Origin of the sequence: Sphaerisporangium fuscum (assembly GCF_018531465.1) — a bacterium.
In the GTDB taxonomy this organism is placed as follows: Bacteria; Actinomycetota; Actinomycetes; order Streptosporangiales; family Streptosporangiaceae; genus Sphaerisporangium; species Sphaerisporangium fuscum.
Genome location: NZ_JAHDTF010000037.1, coordinates 38,828 through 52,960 on the forward strand (window position 1 = coordinate 38,828; position 14,133 = coordinate 52,960).

Annotated in this window: 13 protein-coding genes; 7 read left to right on the plus strand and 6 right to left on the minus strand. The window is 72.5% G+C overall.

Going from position 1 to position 14,133, the window contains the following annotated elements:
• Positions 1–33 precede the first annotated feature (33 nt).
• On the plus strand, positions 34–1,167 hold the full coding sequence (locus KIK05_RS38125) for a HupE/UreJ family protein (RefSeq protein ID WP_214415736.1): 1,134 nt from the start codon (positions 34–36) through the stop codon (positions 1,165–1,167).
• Positions 1,168–1,200: 33 nt separating this feature from the next.
• Here KIK05_RS38125 and KIK05_RS48490 read toward each other — a convergent pair whose 3' ends face one another.
• Positions 1,201–1,947, minus strand: a complete 747-nt coding sequence (locus KIK05_RS48490) for an AraC family transcriptional regulator (RefSeq protein WP_214415737.1) — start codon at positions 1,945–1,947, stop codon at positions 1,201–1,203.
• Positions 1,948–2,194: 247 nt separating this feature from the next.
• Here KIK05_RS48490 and KIK05_RS38135 point away from each other — a divergent pair, with 247 nt between their 5' ends.
• Positions 2,195–2,863, plus strand: coding sequence for an alpha/beta fold hydrolase (locus KIK05_RS38135; protein ID WP_214415738.1), 669 nt, complete (start codon positions 2,195–2,197; stop codon positions 2,861–2,863).
• A gap of 45 nt (positions 2,864–2,908) precedes the next feature.
• Here KIK05_RS38135 and KIK05_RS38140 read toward each other — a convergent pair whose 3' ends face one another.
• The gene (locus KIK05_RS38140; RefSeq protein ID WP_308250288.1) at positions 2,909–3,955 is read right to left on the minus strand and encodes a DUF4037 domain-containing protein; all 1,047 of its coding nucleotides are present in this window, start codon (positions 3,953–3,955) and stop codon (positions 2,909–2,911) included.
• A gap of 307 nt (positions 3,956–4,262) precedes the next feature.
• Here KIK05_RS38140 and KIK05_RS38145 point away from each other — a divergent pair, with 307 nt between their 5' ends.
• Positions 4,263–4,859: a TetR/AcrR family transcriptional regulator gene (locus KIK05_RS38145; protein WP_214415739.1), complete on the plus strand. Its 597-nt coding sequence runs from the start codon at positions 4,263–4,265 to the stop codon at positions 4,857–4,859.
• A 45-nt stretch (positions 4,860–4,904) separates the two neighbouring features.
• On the opposite strand, the gene KIK05_RS49195 is transcribed toward KIK05_RS38145, so the two are convergent.
• The 3 genes from KIK05_RS49195 to KIK05_RS38160 all read right to left on the minus strand — a co-directional run bounded on the left by KIK05_RS49195 (position 4,905) and on the right by KIK05_RS38160 (position 10,305).
• The gene (locus KIK05_RS49195; RefSeq protein WP_308250289.1) at positions 4,905–5,570 is read right to left on the minus strand and encodes a GNAT family N-acetyltransferase; all 666 of its coding nucleotides are present in this window, start codon (positions 5,568–5,570) and stop codon (positions 4,905–4,907) included.
• A gap of 61 nt (positions 5,571–5,631) precedes the next feature.
• A complete protein-coding gene (gene purB, locus KIK05_RS38155) occupies positions 5,632–7,059 on the minus strand; it encodes an adenylosuccinate lyase (protein ID WP_214415741.1) in 1,428 nt (475 codons plus the stop codon).
• Between the two features lie 45 nt (positions 7,060–7,104).
• A complete protein-coding gene (locus KIK05_RS38160) occupies positions 7,105–10,305 on the minus strand; it encodes an efflux RND transporter permease subunit (protein ID WP_214415742.1) in 3,201 nt (1,066 codons plus the stop codon).
• 94 nt (positions 10,306–10,399) lie between these two features.
• Between KIK05_RS38160 and KIK05_RS38165 the strand changes: the two genes are divergently transcribed.
• The 3 genes from KIK05_RS38165 to KIK05_RS38175 are packed head-to-tail and all read left to right on the plus strand — an operon-like array spanning position 10,400 to position 12,611.
• Positions 10,400–11,203, plus strand: coding sequence for an SDR family NAD(P)-dependent oxidoreductase (locus KIK05_RS38165; protein ID WP_214415743.1), 804 nt, complete (start codon positions 10,400–10,402; stop codon positions 11,201–11,203).
• A 50-nt stretch (positions 11,204–11,253) separates the two neighbouring features.
• Positions 11,254–11,634, plus strand: coding sequence for a MerR family transcriptional regulator (locus KIK05_RS38170; RefSeq protein ID WP_214415744.1), 381 nt, complete (start codon positions 11,254–11,256; stop codon positions 11,632–11,634).
• On the plus strand, positions 11,631–12,611 hold the full coding sequence (locus KIK05_RS38175; RefSeq protein WP_214415745.1) for an aldo/keto reductase: 981 nt from the start codon (positions 11,631–11,633) through the stop codon (positions 12,609–12,611). The genes KIK05_RS38170 and KIK05_RS38175 overlap by 4 nt, the downstream gene beginning before the upstream one ends.
• A gap of 12 nt (positions 12,612–12,623) precedes the next feature.
• On the opposite strand, the gene KIK05_RS38180 is transcribed toward KIK05_RS38175, so the two are convergent.
• A complete protein-coding gene (locus tag KIK05_RS38180) occupies positions 12,624–12,818 on the minus strand; it encodes a DUF5999 family protein (RefSeq protein WP_214415813.1) in 195 nt (64 codons plus the stop codon).
• Positions 12,819–13,115: 297 nt separating this feature from the next.
• Between KIK05_RS38180 and KIK05_RS38185 the strand changes: the two genes are divergently transcribed.
• On the plus strand, positions 13,116–14,114 hold the full coding sequence (locus KIK05_RS38185) for a GlxA family transcriptional regulator (protein WP_214415746.1): 999 nt from the start codon (positions 13,116–13,118) through the stop codon (positions 14,112–14,114).
• The last annotated feature ends 19 nt before the right edge of the window (positions 14,115–14,133 follow it).

Here is a 14,133-nt window from a genome sequence, read left to right on the forward strand (position 1 = left end):
GGCGGCATTCCCCCTGATCTGGAGAAACGAGACATGCCCCGCAGGCGCTGGTTGCCCGCCGTCCTCCTCACCATGATCCTCGGCGCTGTGCCGGCCGTCCTGCTGCGCCCCGCCCCGGCGGCGGCGCACAACGCGACCACGACCGCCCACGCCGAGGTGACCGGCACGGGAACGGACGTCAGGGTGATGCTCGACCTCGAGTACGACCTCCTGATGAAGTCGGCCTGGCTGTACGCGGAGGCGTATGACGCGAAGGAACGAGCCGAGCAGCTCCGCCAGCTCAGGATCAACCGCGACGCCGTGACCGGCTACGTCACGCGCCGCTTCGCCGTGACCTACGACGACAAGCCGTGCGCGCCCACCCTCGAGGGCGACGCGGACGTGCGCGTCCGGGACGAGACGGCCTTCGCGGTGCTGACCTTCGACTACGCCTGCCAGGACCGAAGCGGGGGAACCCACGCGATCTCGAGCGCGCTTTTCCCCGACGCCGAGAGCTTCGTGCACAGCACGGAGACGATCGTCCGCTACGAGCTCGACGGCGACAAGGGCTCCGCGGTCCTGACCACCCCGAACCCGACACTGCGGACCGGCGCGCACCCGGCCTCGCACCAGGCCGGGGAGTTCTTCCTGCTCGGCGCCGAGCACCTGATAACCGGCCTCGACCACGTCTTCTTCCTGCTCGCCCTGCTCATCGGCGCCCGCCGTCTCCGCGACGTCGCGATCACGGCCTCCGCCTTCACCGCCGCCCACAGCATCACGTTCCTCCTGGCCGCGATGGGGGTCGTGGACGTTCCCGCGGGGATCGTCGAGCCGCTCATCGCGGCGTCGATCATCGTCGTGGCCCTCGCCAACCTCCTGGGCCGCGGGGAGGAGAAACCGGGCGGATGGCGGGTGCCGGTCGTCTTCGCCTTCGGCCTGCTGCACGGACTGGGCTTCGCGAGCGCGCTGGACATCGACGAGAGATGGTCGTGGGAGCTGCTGCTGTCGCTCCTGAGCTTCAACGTCGGCATCGAGGTGACACAGCTGGTGATCATCGCCGTGCTCTTCCCGCTGCTGACGCTGCTGCGCCGGACGTCCGCGGCCCGCTGGGCCGTGGTCGCGACGTCCGTCCCCATCGTGGCGGTCAGCCTGTACTGGCTGGTCGACCGCATCCCCCTGCCACTGTGACGCGGCGGCCACATAAGGCTCTTCACAAGCGAATCACCCCGGGGACTTGACCACCGCCGGGAGCCGAGACGCGCGGGCGGTGGTCTGGCGACCGGCGCGGTAGCGGCCCGGGGTCGTTCCGATGATGTCGGTGAACGCTGCGATGAAGCCGCTGGGGTTGGCCCATCCGCAGGCGTAGGCGGTCCGGGTGGTGTCGTGGCCGTCGGCGAGGAGCAGGAGCGCGTGGTAGATGCGCAGCTGTGTGCGCCACTCGTAGAAGGTCATGCCCAGTTCGTTGCGGAACAGCCGGCTGAGGGTGCGGGTGCTGGCGCCGATCGTCTTCCCGAGTTCGGCCAGCGAGGAGTTGTCCCCCGGCCTCTCGTACAGAATCCGGGCGATGGCCTGCAGCCGGTCGTCCCGTGGCTCCGGCAGGTGAAGTGGCTGTTCCGGTGCTTCGCGGAGTTCGTCGACGAGCACTCGAAGGAGACGAGAGCGCGCGGAGCGGCTGTGCCCAGGCGCGGCCTCGTCGTGGTCGCGGGGACCGGTCAGGGCGAGCAGGACCTCGCGGGCGAGGCCGGAGGCCAGGAACACGGCGGGATGCTCCGGTATGAGCCGGGCGAGGGATGGCGTGAGAAAGACGATCCGCATGTCGGTGTCGCCGTGGGCGCGATGGTGGTGCGTGAACCCGGCGGGGGTCCAGGCGACCCGGTTGGCGGGAACGATCGACGTGCCACGCTCGGTGTGGACCGTCAACACGCCGCTGGCCGCGTACACCAGGTGTCCCCGTGCGTGCGACTGCACCGCGCTTGATTCGCCGGACGGCCAGAGGTGGCGCCCGCCGGACGGCCATATATGTGACGTCACTCCGGCGATCCGGCGAGGTTGGCGGCGAACAGGCATCGGTTGGCATCTTATCGGTGGGCGGCCACACCTTGGTCTGGTGACATTGTCTCCATGCGGGTGGTCTTCGGTCCCGGAGCGCCCGGCCGAACCCCATGGCATCGAGGCGGCGTGCCTCGATGCCACGGCTTGAGAGAAGGAGAAACGCGTGGCGACGTTCGTCCTCGTACCCGGCGGTTGGAAGGGCTCCTGGGCGTATGAGGCGGTGATTCCGCTGCTGGAGCGTGCCGGTCATACCGTTCACGCCCTGACCCTGACCGGTCTGCGGCCAGACGACGACGACGCGACGCTCGCGACCGCCAACCTCGGCACACACGCCGGCGACGTATTGCGGCTCCTCGATCGCGCCCACATCACCGGCGCGACGCTGGTCGGCCACAGCTACGGCGGGATGGTGATCGCCGCCGCCGCCGATCGCGCCGACGGGCGGATCTCACGGCTGGTGCATCTCGACGCCTTCGTCCCGCGCGATGGCGAGTCGTGGTGGTCGTCGGCGAACGAGTACTTCCGAGAAGTGATCGCGGCCGGCGCCGCGAGCACCGGCTACGCCGTCCGACCGCCGGACGGCGGCGATCCCCGCCGCCGTCCCCATCCCCTCGCCTCGTTCCTGCAGACGATCCGGCTCACCGGCGCGCACGCCCAGGTCCCCCGCCGGGAGTTCGTCTACTGCTCGGGATGGGAAGACCGGACGCCGTTCGCCGGACTCCGCACCCGGCTCCGAGCCGATCCCGAGTGGCAGGTCCACGACCTCCCGACCGGCCACGACGCGATGCACGAGGCCCCGGAGGCGGTCGCCGCACTCCTGCTCGCCGAATGACGGGAAGGCGGCGCCGGGCGACCGGCGCCCTTTTCGGGACGGCGGTCAGATCGTGGGGTGGAGGGCGTGGGTCAGGGTCAGCGATCGTGTGGCGTCGCCGAGGACGTCGGTGCTGTCGCAGAACTGGTCCACCGACCCCGCCCGCGTCAGCTCGCGCAGCGAGGGGCCCACGGTCCCCAGCAGCGCCTCGGCGAAGCGGTCGGCGCCGATCACTCGGAACGGGCGGTCGAAGAACGGCCGTACCGATGTCTCCAGCGGCTCGGTCAGCGCCAGCCGGTTGTGCAGGGCCGCGATCCGCTCGTAGGCCCGGCACAGGTGCTCCTCGCGGTCACGCCACCCGCGCGCGGCCAGCGCGGCCGAGAACATCTCCCCCAGCTCCGCCGACCCCGACAGCCGGGCGAACGCGCTGCCCAGCCACTTGGCGTACGGCGGGTAGCGCCGCCGCATCAGCAGGCACAGCCGCATCAGCTCCTCCACGAGGCGGGCGGTGACCACCATCGACCCCAGCTCGTCGCCCACCTCCCCGCACCGCCCGGGGAAGCTCTCCAGCTGGGCGACACGCCGCCACTGGCAGGCCAGCACGTACCGCCACACCTCGCCCGGGTACCAGCGCAGGCTGGACCGGGCCCTGCCGAGCTCGCCGAGCCCTTCGTGGAACACCTCCCCGCTCGTCACCTCGGCCAGCCGCTGCCACGACGCCCCCAGCCAGTCGGCCGTGGTGATCTCACCGAGCGGGTCGAAGCCGAGCCGGGCCCGCGCCCACGGCCGGAGACCGGCGACCACCACCCCGTGCCGCACCGGGTTGCGGTCGGAGCCGAACGCGGTGGGGTACCCCCCGAACCGTTCGGGCAGCCCGGCCTCCACCCGGGCGGACAGGCCGGCCACCCGCGACGGCTCGACGAACACCAGCACCCGGGGGCCCCAGTCGTGGTCGGTGGAGCGTTCGGTGTCGAACGCCAGCACCTCCGACCCCGGGCCGACCAGCGCCGCGTCGTGCGGCACCTCTCCGATCAGCGGCTGGACCACCTCCGCGTAGAACGCGCGCGACAACTCACGGCCGGGAACGAAACCCGGAGCGAAATCGGACATCATTCAATTACTGTGCATGGCGCAGAGTTTCCGTTCACCTGGTTTTCCGCCGCATGATCCGCGCCCGGACTGGGTAAGGGCGTCGCAGCCTCAGGCCTCACCCCCTCCAGGCGCCCCCTGACCTGCTGCCGATGGACCTCGGCGGTGCCGGAAGGCCCGGCCGGTTCGACCGGGCACGCGGGCGCTGGAGCCCGGAGATCGGGGCCGCGCCCGCGGATCGACCGCGAAGGCCCCCCGTTTCGTGCCCGCCGGTAATCTGACCCTGGCACCAGGAGAGCCGGGGACCACCCCACGTCCTCGCGAGGAGAGCATGACGACCAGCGACATCCCCGTCCCGGGCGGAAGTCCTGGCGCCGTCCGGCCGCGCCGCGCCGACGCCCGGCGCAACTACGAGCTGCTGCTGGCCGCCGCCAAGGACCTCTTCGGCGAGCAGGGTCCCGACGCCCCCCTCGACGAGGTCGCCCGCCGCGCCGGGGTCGGCAACGCCACCATGTACCGCCACTTCCCCACCCGCCGCGAACTGATCATCGCCGTGTACGCCGACGAGGTGACCGAGCTGTGCGCCCACGGGCGGGCGCTGCTCGACGCCCCCTCCCCCGGCGACGCGCTGTTCGCCTGGCTCGCGGCCTTCATCTCCCACGTCGCCACCAAACGCGAACTCGCCCTGTCCCTGAACGACGACCGCTCCGGCCGGCGCTCCGAGCTGTTCGACGGCTGGCACCGGGCCATGCGCTCCACCGCCGAGGCGCTGCTCGGCCGCGCCCGGCACGCCGGCGCCGTCCGCCCCGACCTCGAGGTCACCGACCTGCTCACCCTGTCCAACGGCATCGCCCTCACCGGAGCCACCCCCGCCCAGGCCACCCGCCTGCTCAGCCTCGTCCGCCGGGGCACCGGCACCTCCCCCTGACCACACCGGCCGCCGCCGCGGGTCCGCGGACGGCGGCCGCGGCGGTCAGGGGACGTACGCGGCGGCCACCCGGCGGCGGCGCATGCCCAGGCGCTCGTACACGCCGATCGCGGCGTGGTTCCAGGAGTCCACCATCAGCGCCACCCGGCCGTGCTCGGCCAGCAGTGCGTTGACGACGAAGCGGCACACCGTGGCGGCGTGTCCACTGCCGCGGTGGGCCGCGGCGGTCGCCACGCCCGCGAGGAAGCCCGCTCCCGGCGCGCTCCAGGCGTCGGCGGCGACCGAGGCGATCGTCCCGTCGTCGGCGCGCCCCCCGCCCACCGGGTCACCCCGGGCAGGCCCGGGACCGCGTAGGAGTCCGGATTGGCCTCCGCGAGCAGCGCCATGACCTCGGCGGTGTCCTCCTCGGCCAGCCACCGCGCCTTCCCGGCGTCGCCCGGCACCGGGGACGTGACCTCCATCCAGTCGAAGGCCGTCGCGAACTCCAGGCCCTCGACCCGCTCGGCGAGCCCCCGGACCAGCGGCTCCTCGCCGATCGGCCGGAAGGTGGGGCCCGCCTCCGCCAGCGCGTGCCGCACCAGCGGCACCGCCTCGTCCAGCGGACCGGCCACCACCAGCCGGTCGCGCCGGGACAGATCCGGGCTCGCCACCGCCACCGCCTCCCCGGAGGCGAAGACCCGCACCCCCGGCGCCATGCCCTGCGCCGCCCACACGACCATGAGGTCGTCGCCCGATGCCGCGGCCACCTCGCCGGCGCCGGTCAGCTCACGGATCACAGAATGGCGCCGGGCCGGTACGCCGCCGCCTCCGGGTGCCGCGCCACCACGGCGTCCACCCGTGAGAACACCTCGGCCACCTGTCCCGCGGCCGCGCCGGTGAACGGCGCCGGGTCGGCGAGCAGGTCCTCCAGCTCCGCCCGGTCCAGCGGGAACCGCTCGTCGGCCCCGAGCCGCTCGAGCAGGAGGTTCGGCGCGCCGCTCTCGCGCATGGCCAGCGCCGACGCCACCGCGTGCTCCTTGATCAGCTCGTGGGCGGTCTCCCGGCCCACCCCGGCGCGCACCGCCGCCATGAGCATCTTGGTCGTCGCCAGGAACGGCAGGTAGCGGTCGAGCTCGGCCCCGATCACCGCCGGGAACGCGCCGAACTCCTCCAGCACGGTCAGCATCGTCTCCACCAGGCCGTCGAAGGCGAAGAACGCGTCGGGCAGCGCCACGCGGCGCACCACCGAGCACGACACGTCGCCCTCGTTCCACTGGTCGCCGGCCAGCTCCCCGGTCATGGACGCGTACCCGCGCAGCACCACCGTCAGGCCGTTCACCCGCTCGCAGGAGCGGGTGTTCATCTTGTGCGGCATCGCGCTGGAGCCGACCTGCCCCTGCTTGAACCCCTCGGTGACCAGCTCGTGCCCCGCCATCAGCCTGATCGTCTTGGCCAGGCTGGACGGCGCCGCCGCCAGCTGCACCAGGGCCGTCACGACCTCGTAGTCGAGCGAGCGGGGGTACACCTGCCCGACGCTGGTGAAGCCCGCCGCGAAGCCCAGGTGGCGCGCCACCCGCTCCTCCAGCTCGGCCAGCTTCGCCTGGTCGCCGCCGAGGAGGTCGAGCATGTCCTGCGCGGTGCCCACCGGGCCCTTGACGCCGCGCAGGGGGTACCGGGCGATCAGCTCCTCCAGCCGGGCGTACGCCACCAGCAGCTCGTCGGCCGCCGTGGCGAACCGCTTGCCGAGCGTCGTCGCCTGCGCCGCGACGTTGTGCGACCGGCCCGCCATCACCGTCCCGGAGTACTGGACGGCCAGCTCGCCCAGCCGGGCCAGCAGCGCCACGCAGCGGTCGCGCACCAGCAGCAGGCTGTCGCGGATCTGCAGCTGCTCGACGTTCTCGGTGAGGTCGCGGGAGGTCATGCCCTTGTGGACGTGCTCGTGGCCCGCCAGGTCGTTGAACTCCTCGATGCGCGCCTTCACGTCGTGGCGGGTCTGCCGCTCCCGCTCGGCGATCGACGGCAGGTCGACCTTGCCGATCACCGCCTCGTAATCGTCGATCACCCCCGGCGGCACCTCGACACCGAGATCGGCCTGTGCGCGCAGCACGGCCAGCCACAACTGCCGCTCGGCGACCACCTTGTGCTCAGGCGACCACACCTGGGCGAGCTCGGGCGAGGCGTAGCGGGCGGCGAGAACGTTCGGGATACGCGGCTTGGTCACGTTGCCCCAGTGTATGGGGGCCGCCTCCACGATCCGCCACGGACCCTACTTCGCGCCGAGGGCCTCCCGGTCGTACACCCGGGTGGGCGTGCCGGCGGAGCGGCGCCCGCGGCCGCCCATCCGCTCCTTCACCCGCTCCACCAGGGTGTACAGCGCGGGAACCAGCACCAGGGTCAGCAGCGTCGAGGAGACCAGGCCGCCGATGACCACGATGGCCAGCGGCTGGGAGATGAAGCCGCCCGAGCCGGTCAGCCCCACCGCCATCGGCGTCAGGGCGCAGATCGTCGCGATCGCCGTCATCAGGATCGGCCGCAGCCGCCGCCGGCCGCCCTCGATCACCGCCTCGACCACGCCCAGCCCCTGGGCGCGGTACTGGTTGATCAGGTCGATCAGCACGATCGCGTTGGTCACCACGATGCCGATCAGCATCAGCATGCCGATCAACGCGGGGACCCCCAGCGGCGTGTCCGTCATCCGCAGCAGCCCGATGGCGCCCGTCGCCGCGAGCGGGATCGACACCAGCAGGATCAGCGGCTGCACGAAGCTCCGGAACGTCGCCACCATGATCATGAACACGATCGCGATCGCCGCCAGCATCGCCAGGCCCAGCTGCCCGAAGGCCTTGCTCTGGTCGGCGCTCACCCCGCCGATGCTGTAGGTCACGCCCGCCGGCAGCGTCAGCGACTTCATCCGCTCGGTGATCTTCGCGGTGACGGCGCCCAGGTCGCTCGCCGTGGCGGCCGCCGACACCGACGCCGTCCGCCCGCCGTCCTTGCGGGTGATCTGCGTCGGCCCGGCGACCTGCCGCACCTCGGCCACGCTCGACAGCTTCACGAGGCCCGACGCCGTGGGCAGCCGCAGCGCCCGCACCGCCGCCAGGTCGGCGGGCGCGTCGCCCCCGGCGCGCAGCACGATGTCGCTCACCCGCCCGTCCAGCGTGATCTCACCGACCGGCGCCCCGCGGAACGCCTGCGCCACGATCTGGCCGACGCCCGTCTCGGTCAGCCCCTTGGCCGCGGCCTTCTCTCGGTCGACCCGAACCTCCACGCGCGGCGCGCTCGCCTCGAGGTTGGAGGTCACGTCGCGCAGCCCGTCGATCCCGCGCATCGCCGCGAGCACCGTGTCCGCGCCGGACTTCAGCGCCGTCAGGTCGGGCCCCTGAAGGACGACCTCTGCGCGGTCGGAGGCGAACCCGCCGCCGTCCTGACCGCCGACGGTCACTTCGCCCACGTCGCGCAGCGCCGCCAGCCGGTCGCGCAGCGTCTTCTCCAGCGCCGGGGCGTCCACCCCGTCGGCCACCGTCAGCGAGTACGACGCCTTGTCGGCCGAGCCTCCGACCCCGCCCGCGAAAGTGCCGCCGGACCCCACGTTCACCTGGTACGACGCCACCTCCTTGAGCGAGGAGAGCACCTGCTCGACCTTCTTGGCCGCCGCGTCGGTGGTGGCGAGGTCGGTGCCCGCCGGCATCTTCTGGGTGACCGAGATCGTGTCGTTGCCCGAGGAGTCGATGAAGTTGGTCTTCAGCCCCGGCGCCAGCGCCAGCGTGCCCACGAAGACCAGCACTCCGGCGAGCAACGTCACCCACCGCCGCCGGGTGGCGAACCTCAGCACGGGCAGGTACATCCGCTGAAGGGGGCTGCGCAGTTCCTTGGCCTCCGCCCGCGCCCGCACCTCGGCCGCCTCCGCGGGCGACAGCCGCGGCGCCTTGAGGAACCAGTACGCCAGCACCGGGATCACCGTCAGCGCCACCAGGAGCGACGCCAGCAGCGCCACCGTCACCGTGATCGCGAACGGCGCGAACAGCTGCCCCACCATGCCGCCCACGAACGCGATCGGCAGGAACACCGCCACCGTCGTCAGCGTCGAGGCCGTCACCGCCCCGCTCACCTCGCGCACGGCGGCGAGCACCGCCTCACGCTTGCCCTCGCCGTACCCCAGGTGCCGCTTGATGTTCTCCAGCACCACGATCGAGTCGTCGACCACCCGGCCGATCGCGATGGTCAGCGCCCCGAGCGTCAGGAGGTTCAGCGAGTAGTCGCCCGCCCACAGCGCGATCAGCGCGATCACCACCGACAGCGGGATCGACACCGCCGTCACCAGCGTGGAGCGCAGCGACAGCAGGAACAGCAGGATCACGATCACCGCGAACACCAGGCCCAGCAGGCCCTCGGTCGACAGGTCCTCGATGGACCGCTCGACGTAGGGGGCCTGGTCGAACACCACGGTGATCTCCGAGGCGTCCCCCAGCGCCCGCACCAGCCCCGCCAGCTTGGCCCGGACGTCGCGGGAGATCCGCACGGCGTTCCCGTCGGGGGTCATCGTGATCGACATGCCGAGGCTCGGCCTGCCGTTGGTCCGCGTGATCGTCGTGGCGTCGGCCGGTTTCTGCTCGATCGCCGCCACATCGCCCAGCCGCACCGGCGCCGGTTTCGGGACCGCGACCCCCGGTGGCAGCCCCTGACCCGGGACGCGCGCCGGGGTCCGGGACGGCTGCGCGGCCGGGGCCTGCGGCGTGAGGTACAGATCGCGCAGGTCGTCGAGGGACGACAGGCGGCGCCCCACCTGCACCGTCAGCGACTTGCCGTCCTGGACCAGGCTCCCGGCCGGCACCGGGGTGCCGTTGGCCCGCAGCAGGTCGGGGATCGCCGCGGGGGACAGCCCCAGGAACGCCATCTTCCCCAGGTCGGGTGTGATGACGACGGTCTGCTTGCCCGCGCCGGTCACCGACACCTCGCGGACCCCCTCGACCCCCTGCAGCTCGGGAACCGCGATCCGCTCCAGCTTGTCCTGCATGGCCAGGCGGTCGCCGCCGTCGTCGATCGCCAGCACCATGACCGGGATGTCGTCGGTGTTCCCGGCCACCACCGTCGGCTCGACCCCGTTCGGCAGCCGCGCCCCCAGGCGGCCCACCGCCTGCTGGAGCTTGCTCACCGCCGACTCGATGTCGGTGCCGTACTCGAACGACACCTGGATCTGCGCCATGCCCTCGCGGGAGGTCGAGGTCACCGCCGTGACCCCGGCGATTCCCTGGAAGCCGCTCTCGATCGGCTTGGTGACCTGCTCCTCCACGATGTCCGGCGCGGCGCCGGCGTACGGGGCGACCACGAACGCCCCCGGGAACGCCAGCGACGGCAGCAGCTGCTGCTTGAGCGAGGGGATCGCCAGCGCCCCGAAGACGCTGATCACCACCGTGACCAGGATGACGAGACTGCGGTTGGCGAGACTGAGCCTGGCCAGAGCGGTCATGGCGCGGACCTTCCGGGGGAAGCGGGAGTTGCGGCAATGCTAGCTCCCGGCACCGGCGGTGGGCCGTGCGGCGTCGGCTGGTAGCTTGCGGCACATGCACGGCGACGACGGGGCGCGGGAGCCCTCCGACACCTACCTGCGAGGGCTGTTCTCACTGTCCGGCCGCACCGCCCTGGTGACCGGAGGCAGCTCGGGCATCGGGTACGCCATGGCCGAGGCCATCGGCCGGGCCGGGGCCGCGGTCGTCCTCGTCGCCCGCCGCGAACCCGAGCTCGCCGGGGCCGTGGCGGAACTCCGCGGTCACGGCGTCCGCGCCGCCGCGATCAGCGCCGACCTCGCCGACGCCGACGCCGTCCGCCGCGTGTGCGAGCAGGCCCCCGCCTTCTTCGGCGACGTCGACATCCTGGTGAACGCCGCCGGCAACAACATCCGCCGCCCCATGGCCGAGCTGACCCCCGGCGACCACGACCTCACCATGCGGGTCAACCTGACCGCCCCCTACCTCCTTGGGCAGCACTTCGGCCCCCGCATGGCCGGGCGCGGCTGGGGCCGCATCATCAACATCGGCTCCCAGCAGTCCATCAGCGCCTTCGGCGACAGCGGCGTCTACGGCGTCAGCAAGGCCGCGATCGCCGGGCTCAGCCGGTCGCAGGCCGAGGCCTGGTCGCGGCACGGGGTGTGCAGCAACACCGTCGTCCCCGGATTCGTGCTCACCCCCCTCACCGAGCCCGCCCAGGCCGTCCCGGGCCGGGTCGAGGCCCTCGCCGCGCGCACCATGACCGGACGCAACGGCCTGCCCGCCGACTTCGCCGCCACCGCCGTCCTGCTGGCCGGCGACGGCGCGGCCTACATCACCGGCCAGATCATCTGCGTCGACGGCGGGTTCTCCGTCCACTAGACCGGGCACCGATTTGACTTAGAGCGCGCTCTAAGTCCGAGACTGGCGTCATGGACGAGGGGATGACGATCGCCGAGGTCTCGCGGCGTACCGGGCTCACGGCCCACACCCTGCGCTACTACGAGCGGGCCGGGCTGCTGCTCTCCCCGCCTCCGCGCGGGTCCAACGGCCACCGCCTCTACACCAAGCGCGACCTGGACTGGGTCGTCATGCTCACCCGGCTGCGTTCCACCGGAATGCCGATCGCCGAGATGCGCCGCTACGCCGAGCTCGCCGCCGGCGGCTCGGTGTCGGTGGCCGAGCGGCTGGAGCTCCTCCTCGCCCACCGCGCCCAGGTCGCGGCCCGCATCGAACATCTGCGGAAGGACCTGGCAGTGATCGACCACAAGATCGACATCTACCGTACCGCCATCGAGGAGAATCAGGCATGAAGCAACGCACTCTCGGCCGCGGTCTCACCGTCTCCGCCCTCGGCCTCGGCTGCATGGGCATGAGCGAGTTCTACGGGCCCGGCGACGAGGCGGAGTCGACCGCGACCATCCACCGCGCCCTCGACCTCGGCGTCACCTTCCTCGACACCGCCGACATGTACGGGCCGTTCACCAACGAGCAGCTCGTGGGCCGGGCCATCGCGGGCCGCCGCGACGAGGTCGTCCTGGCCACGAAGTTCGGCATCGAGCGGGGCCCTGACGGCTCCAGGAACATCAACGGGCGCCCCGACTACCTCCGCCAGGCCTGCGACGCCTCCCTGCGCCGGCTCGGCGTCGACCACATCGACCTGTACTACCAGCACCGCGTCGACCCGTCGGTCCCCATCGAGGAGACCTGGGGCGCGCTCGCCGAGCTGGTCGCCGCCGGCAAGGTGCGCCACCTCGGCATCTCCGAGGCCGCGCCGGACCTGGTGCGCCGCGCCCACGCCGTCCACCCGATCACCGCGGGTCAGTACGAGTACTCGTTGTTCACCCGCGACGTCGAGGACGGGATCCTGGCCACCTTCTGGGAGCTGGGAATCGGGCTGGTGGCCTACAGCCCGCTCGGCCGGGGCTTCCTGACCGGGGCGATCACCAGCCCCGAACAGCTGGCCGACGACGACTTCCGGGCGACCAACCCGCGCTTCCAAGGGGAGAACTTCGCCGCCAACCGGGCGCTGGTCGCCGAGATCCAGAAGCTCGCCGAGGCCAAGGACGTCACCCCCGCCCAGCTCGCCCTGGCGTGGGTGCTCGCCCAGGGCGAGGGCATCGTGCCGATCCCGGGCACCAAGCGCCGCTCCTACCTGGAGCAGAACGTCGCCGCGACCGACATCGCGCTGACCGCCGAGGAGCTGGCGGCGCTGGAGAAGGCGGCGCCGAGGGACGCGGTCGCCGGTGAGCGCTACGCCCCGGCCAACCTGCCGAAGATCAGATCCTGACGCGGGCCCCGTCTAAGCGGCATGGGCGCAGCACACCTGGTGGGGCGGGACGCTGCGCCCGTCGGGCAGGAGCTCGCCGGTGTCGTCGAAGACCACCACGCCGTTGCACAGCAGACCCCATCCCTGTTCGGGGTGGTAGGCCACGAGGCGGGCCGCCTCACGGTCGGGAGCGTCCGCCGACGGGCACGCTGGGGAGTGCCGGCACATCGCGTTCACCTCGATCATCGACGATGCGGGACACCGGTCGGACCCTCAGCCGGACCAGCCGGATCCCTTCCATGGTGAGCTTCCAGTGCGCCACGCGACGGTCGCGAAACGCTCAATATCTCCACCAGAATCAGTAGAAGACGGCAAATTCCGGGCCCTACTCGCCAGGCGGTGGGTGACGCCGCGCCCACCGCCGCCGCGACCGCCCCATCCCACGCCCCCGCCTTCGCAAAACCCCCGCTCTCCGGAGCCGGGGCAGGGTTCGCCGCCCAGGGCCACCCGGCGCAGACTGGCTGTATGGCAGTGGGCATCGATCCCGCGCCGACGGTCCTGTTCATCGTCTCCGACGAGATCGCACTTCTCGACCTGGCCGGCCCCCTGGAGGTGTTCAGCGCGGCGAACGGCACCGGGGCCCGCTATCGCCTGGTCACCGCGTCGGCCGGCGGACTGCCCACGAGCACCCTCGGCGGGTTCAGGCTGGAGGTGCAGTACGCCCTGGAGGAGTTCGACGAGCCGGTCGACACCCTCATGGTGATCGGCAAGCGGGGGTGGGCGACGCAGCAGGAGCTCATAGCGCCGCTCCGCCGGCTCGCGCCGTCGGCCCGGCGGGTGACCTCGGTGTGCACCGCCGCCTTCGCCCTGGCCGCGGCCGGGCTGCTGGACGGCCGCCGCGCGACGACCCACTGGGCGCTGTGCGCCAAGCTCGCCGGCCAGTACCCCCAGATCGACGTCACCCCCGACGCGCTCTTCGTCCGGGACGGCAAGATCGCCACCTCGGCGGGTGTCACGGCCGGGATCGACCTGGCCCTGTCCCTCCTGGAGGAGGACTACGGCGCGGAGGTCGCCCGGCGCGTGGCCAAGTACCTGGTGGTGTTCATGCAGAGGCCCGGCGGTCAGTCGCAGTTCAGCGCCCGTGCCCGCGTGCCGATCCCGCGCAGCGGCGGCGTCAAGGCGGTGCTGGACGCCGTGGCCGCCGACCCCGCGGGCGACCACTCGGTCGAGAGCATGGCCGAGCGGGCCGCCCTGAGCGTCCGCCACTTCGCCCGCAGGTTCCAGCAGGAGACCGGCGACACACCGGGCCGCTACCTGGAACGGGCCCGCGTGGAGGCCGCCCAGGCGCTGCTGGAGTCCTGCGACGACGGCATGGACCTGGTCGCCCACCGCGTGGGGCTCGGCTGCTCGGAGACCCTCCGCCGGGCGTTCGTGCGGACCATCGGCACCACCCCGAGCGCCTACCGCTCCCGGTTCCGCACGACCACGCGACCGTGGCGGGAGGCGCGCGTCGTCGGCCTGTAGAGCCCCATGGCCGAATTCG

What these genes read in the sequence shown, in the direction of transcription:
- KIK05_RS38125 (WP_214415736.1), top strand. Translation starts at nt 34, where the DNA reads ATGCCCCGCAGGCGCTGGTTGCCCGCCGTCCTCCTCACCATGATCCTC.
- KIK05_RS38140 (WP_308250288.1), bottom strand. Translation starts at nt 3,955, where the DNA reads ATGATGTCCGATTTCGCTCCGGGTTTCGTTCCCGGCCGTGAGTTGTCG.
- KIK05_RS38145 (WP_214415739.1), top strand. Translation starts at nt 4,263, where the DNA reads ATGACGACCAGCGACATCCCCGTCCCGGGCGGAAGTCCTGGCGCCGTC.
- KIK05_RS38160 (WP_214415742.1), bottom strand. Translation starts at nt 10,305, where the DNA reads ATGACCGCTCTGGCCAGGCTCAGTCTCGCCAACCGCAGTCTCGTCATC.
- KIK05_RS38165 (WP_214415743.1), top strand. Translation starts at nt 10,400, where the DNA reads ATGCACGGCGACGACGGGGCGCGGGAGCCCTCCGACACCTACCTGCGA.
- KIK05_RS38170 (WP_214415744.1), top strand. Translation starts at nt 11,254, where the DNA reads ATGGACGAGGGGATGACGATCGCCGAGGTCTCGCGGCGTACCGGGCTC.
- KIK05_RS38175 (WP_214415745.1), top strand. Translation starts at nt 11,631, where the DNA reads ATGAAGCAACGCACTCTCGGCCGCGGTCTCACCGTCTCCGCCCTCGGC.
- KIK05_RS38180 (WP_214415813.1), bottom strand. Translation starts at nt 12,818, where the DNA reads ATGTGCCGGCACTCCCCAGCGTGCCCGTCGGCGGACGCTCCCGACCGT.
- KIK05_RS38185 (WP_214415746.1), top strand. Translation starts at nt 13,116, where the DNA reads ATGGCAGTGGGCATCGATCCCGCGCCGACGGTCCTGTTCATCGTCTCC.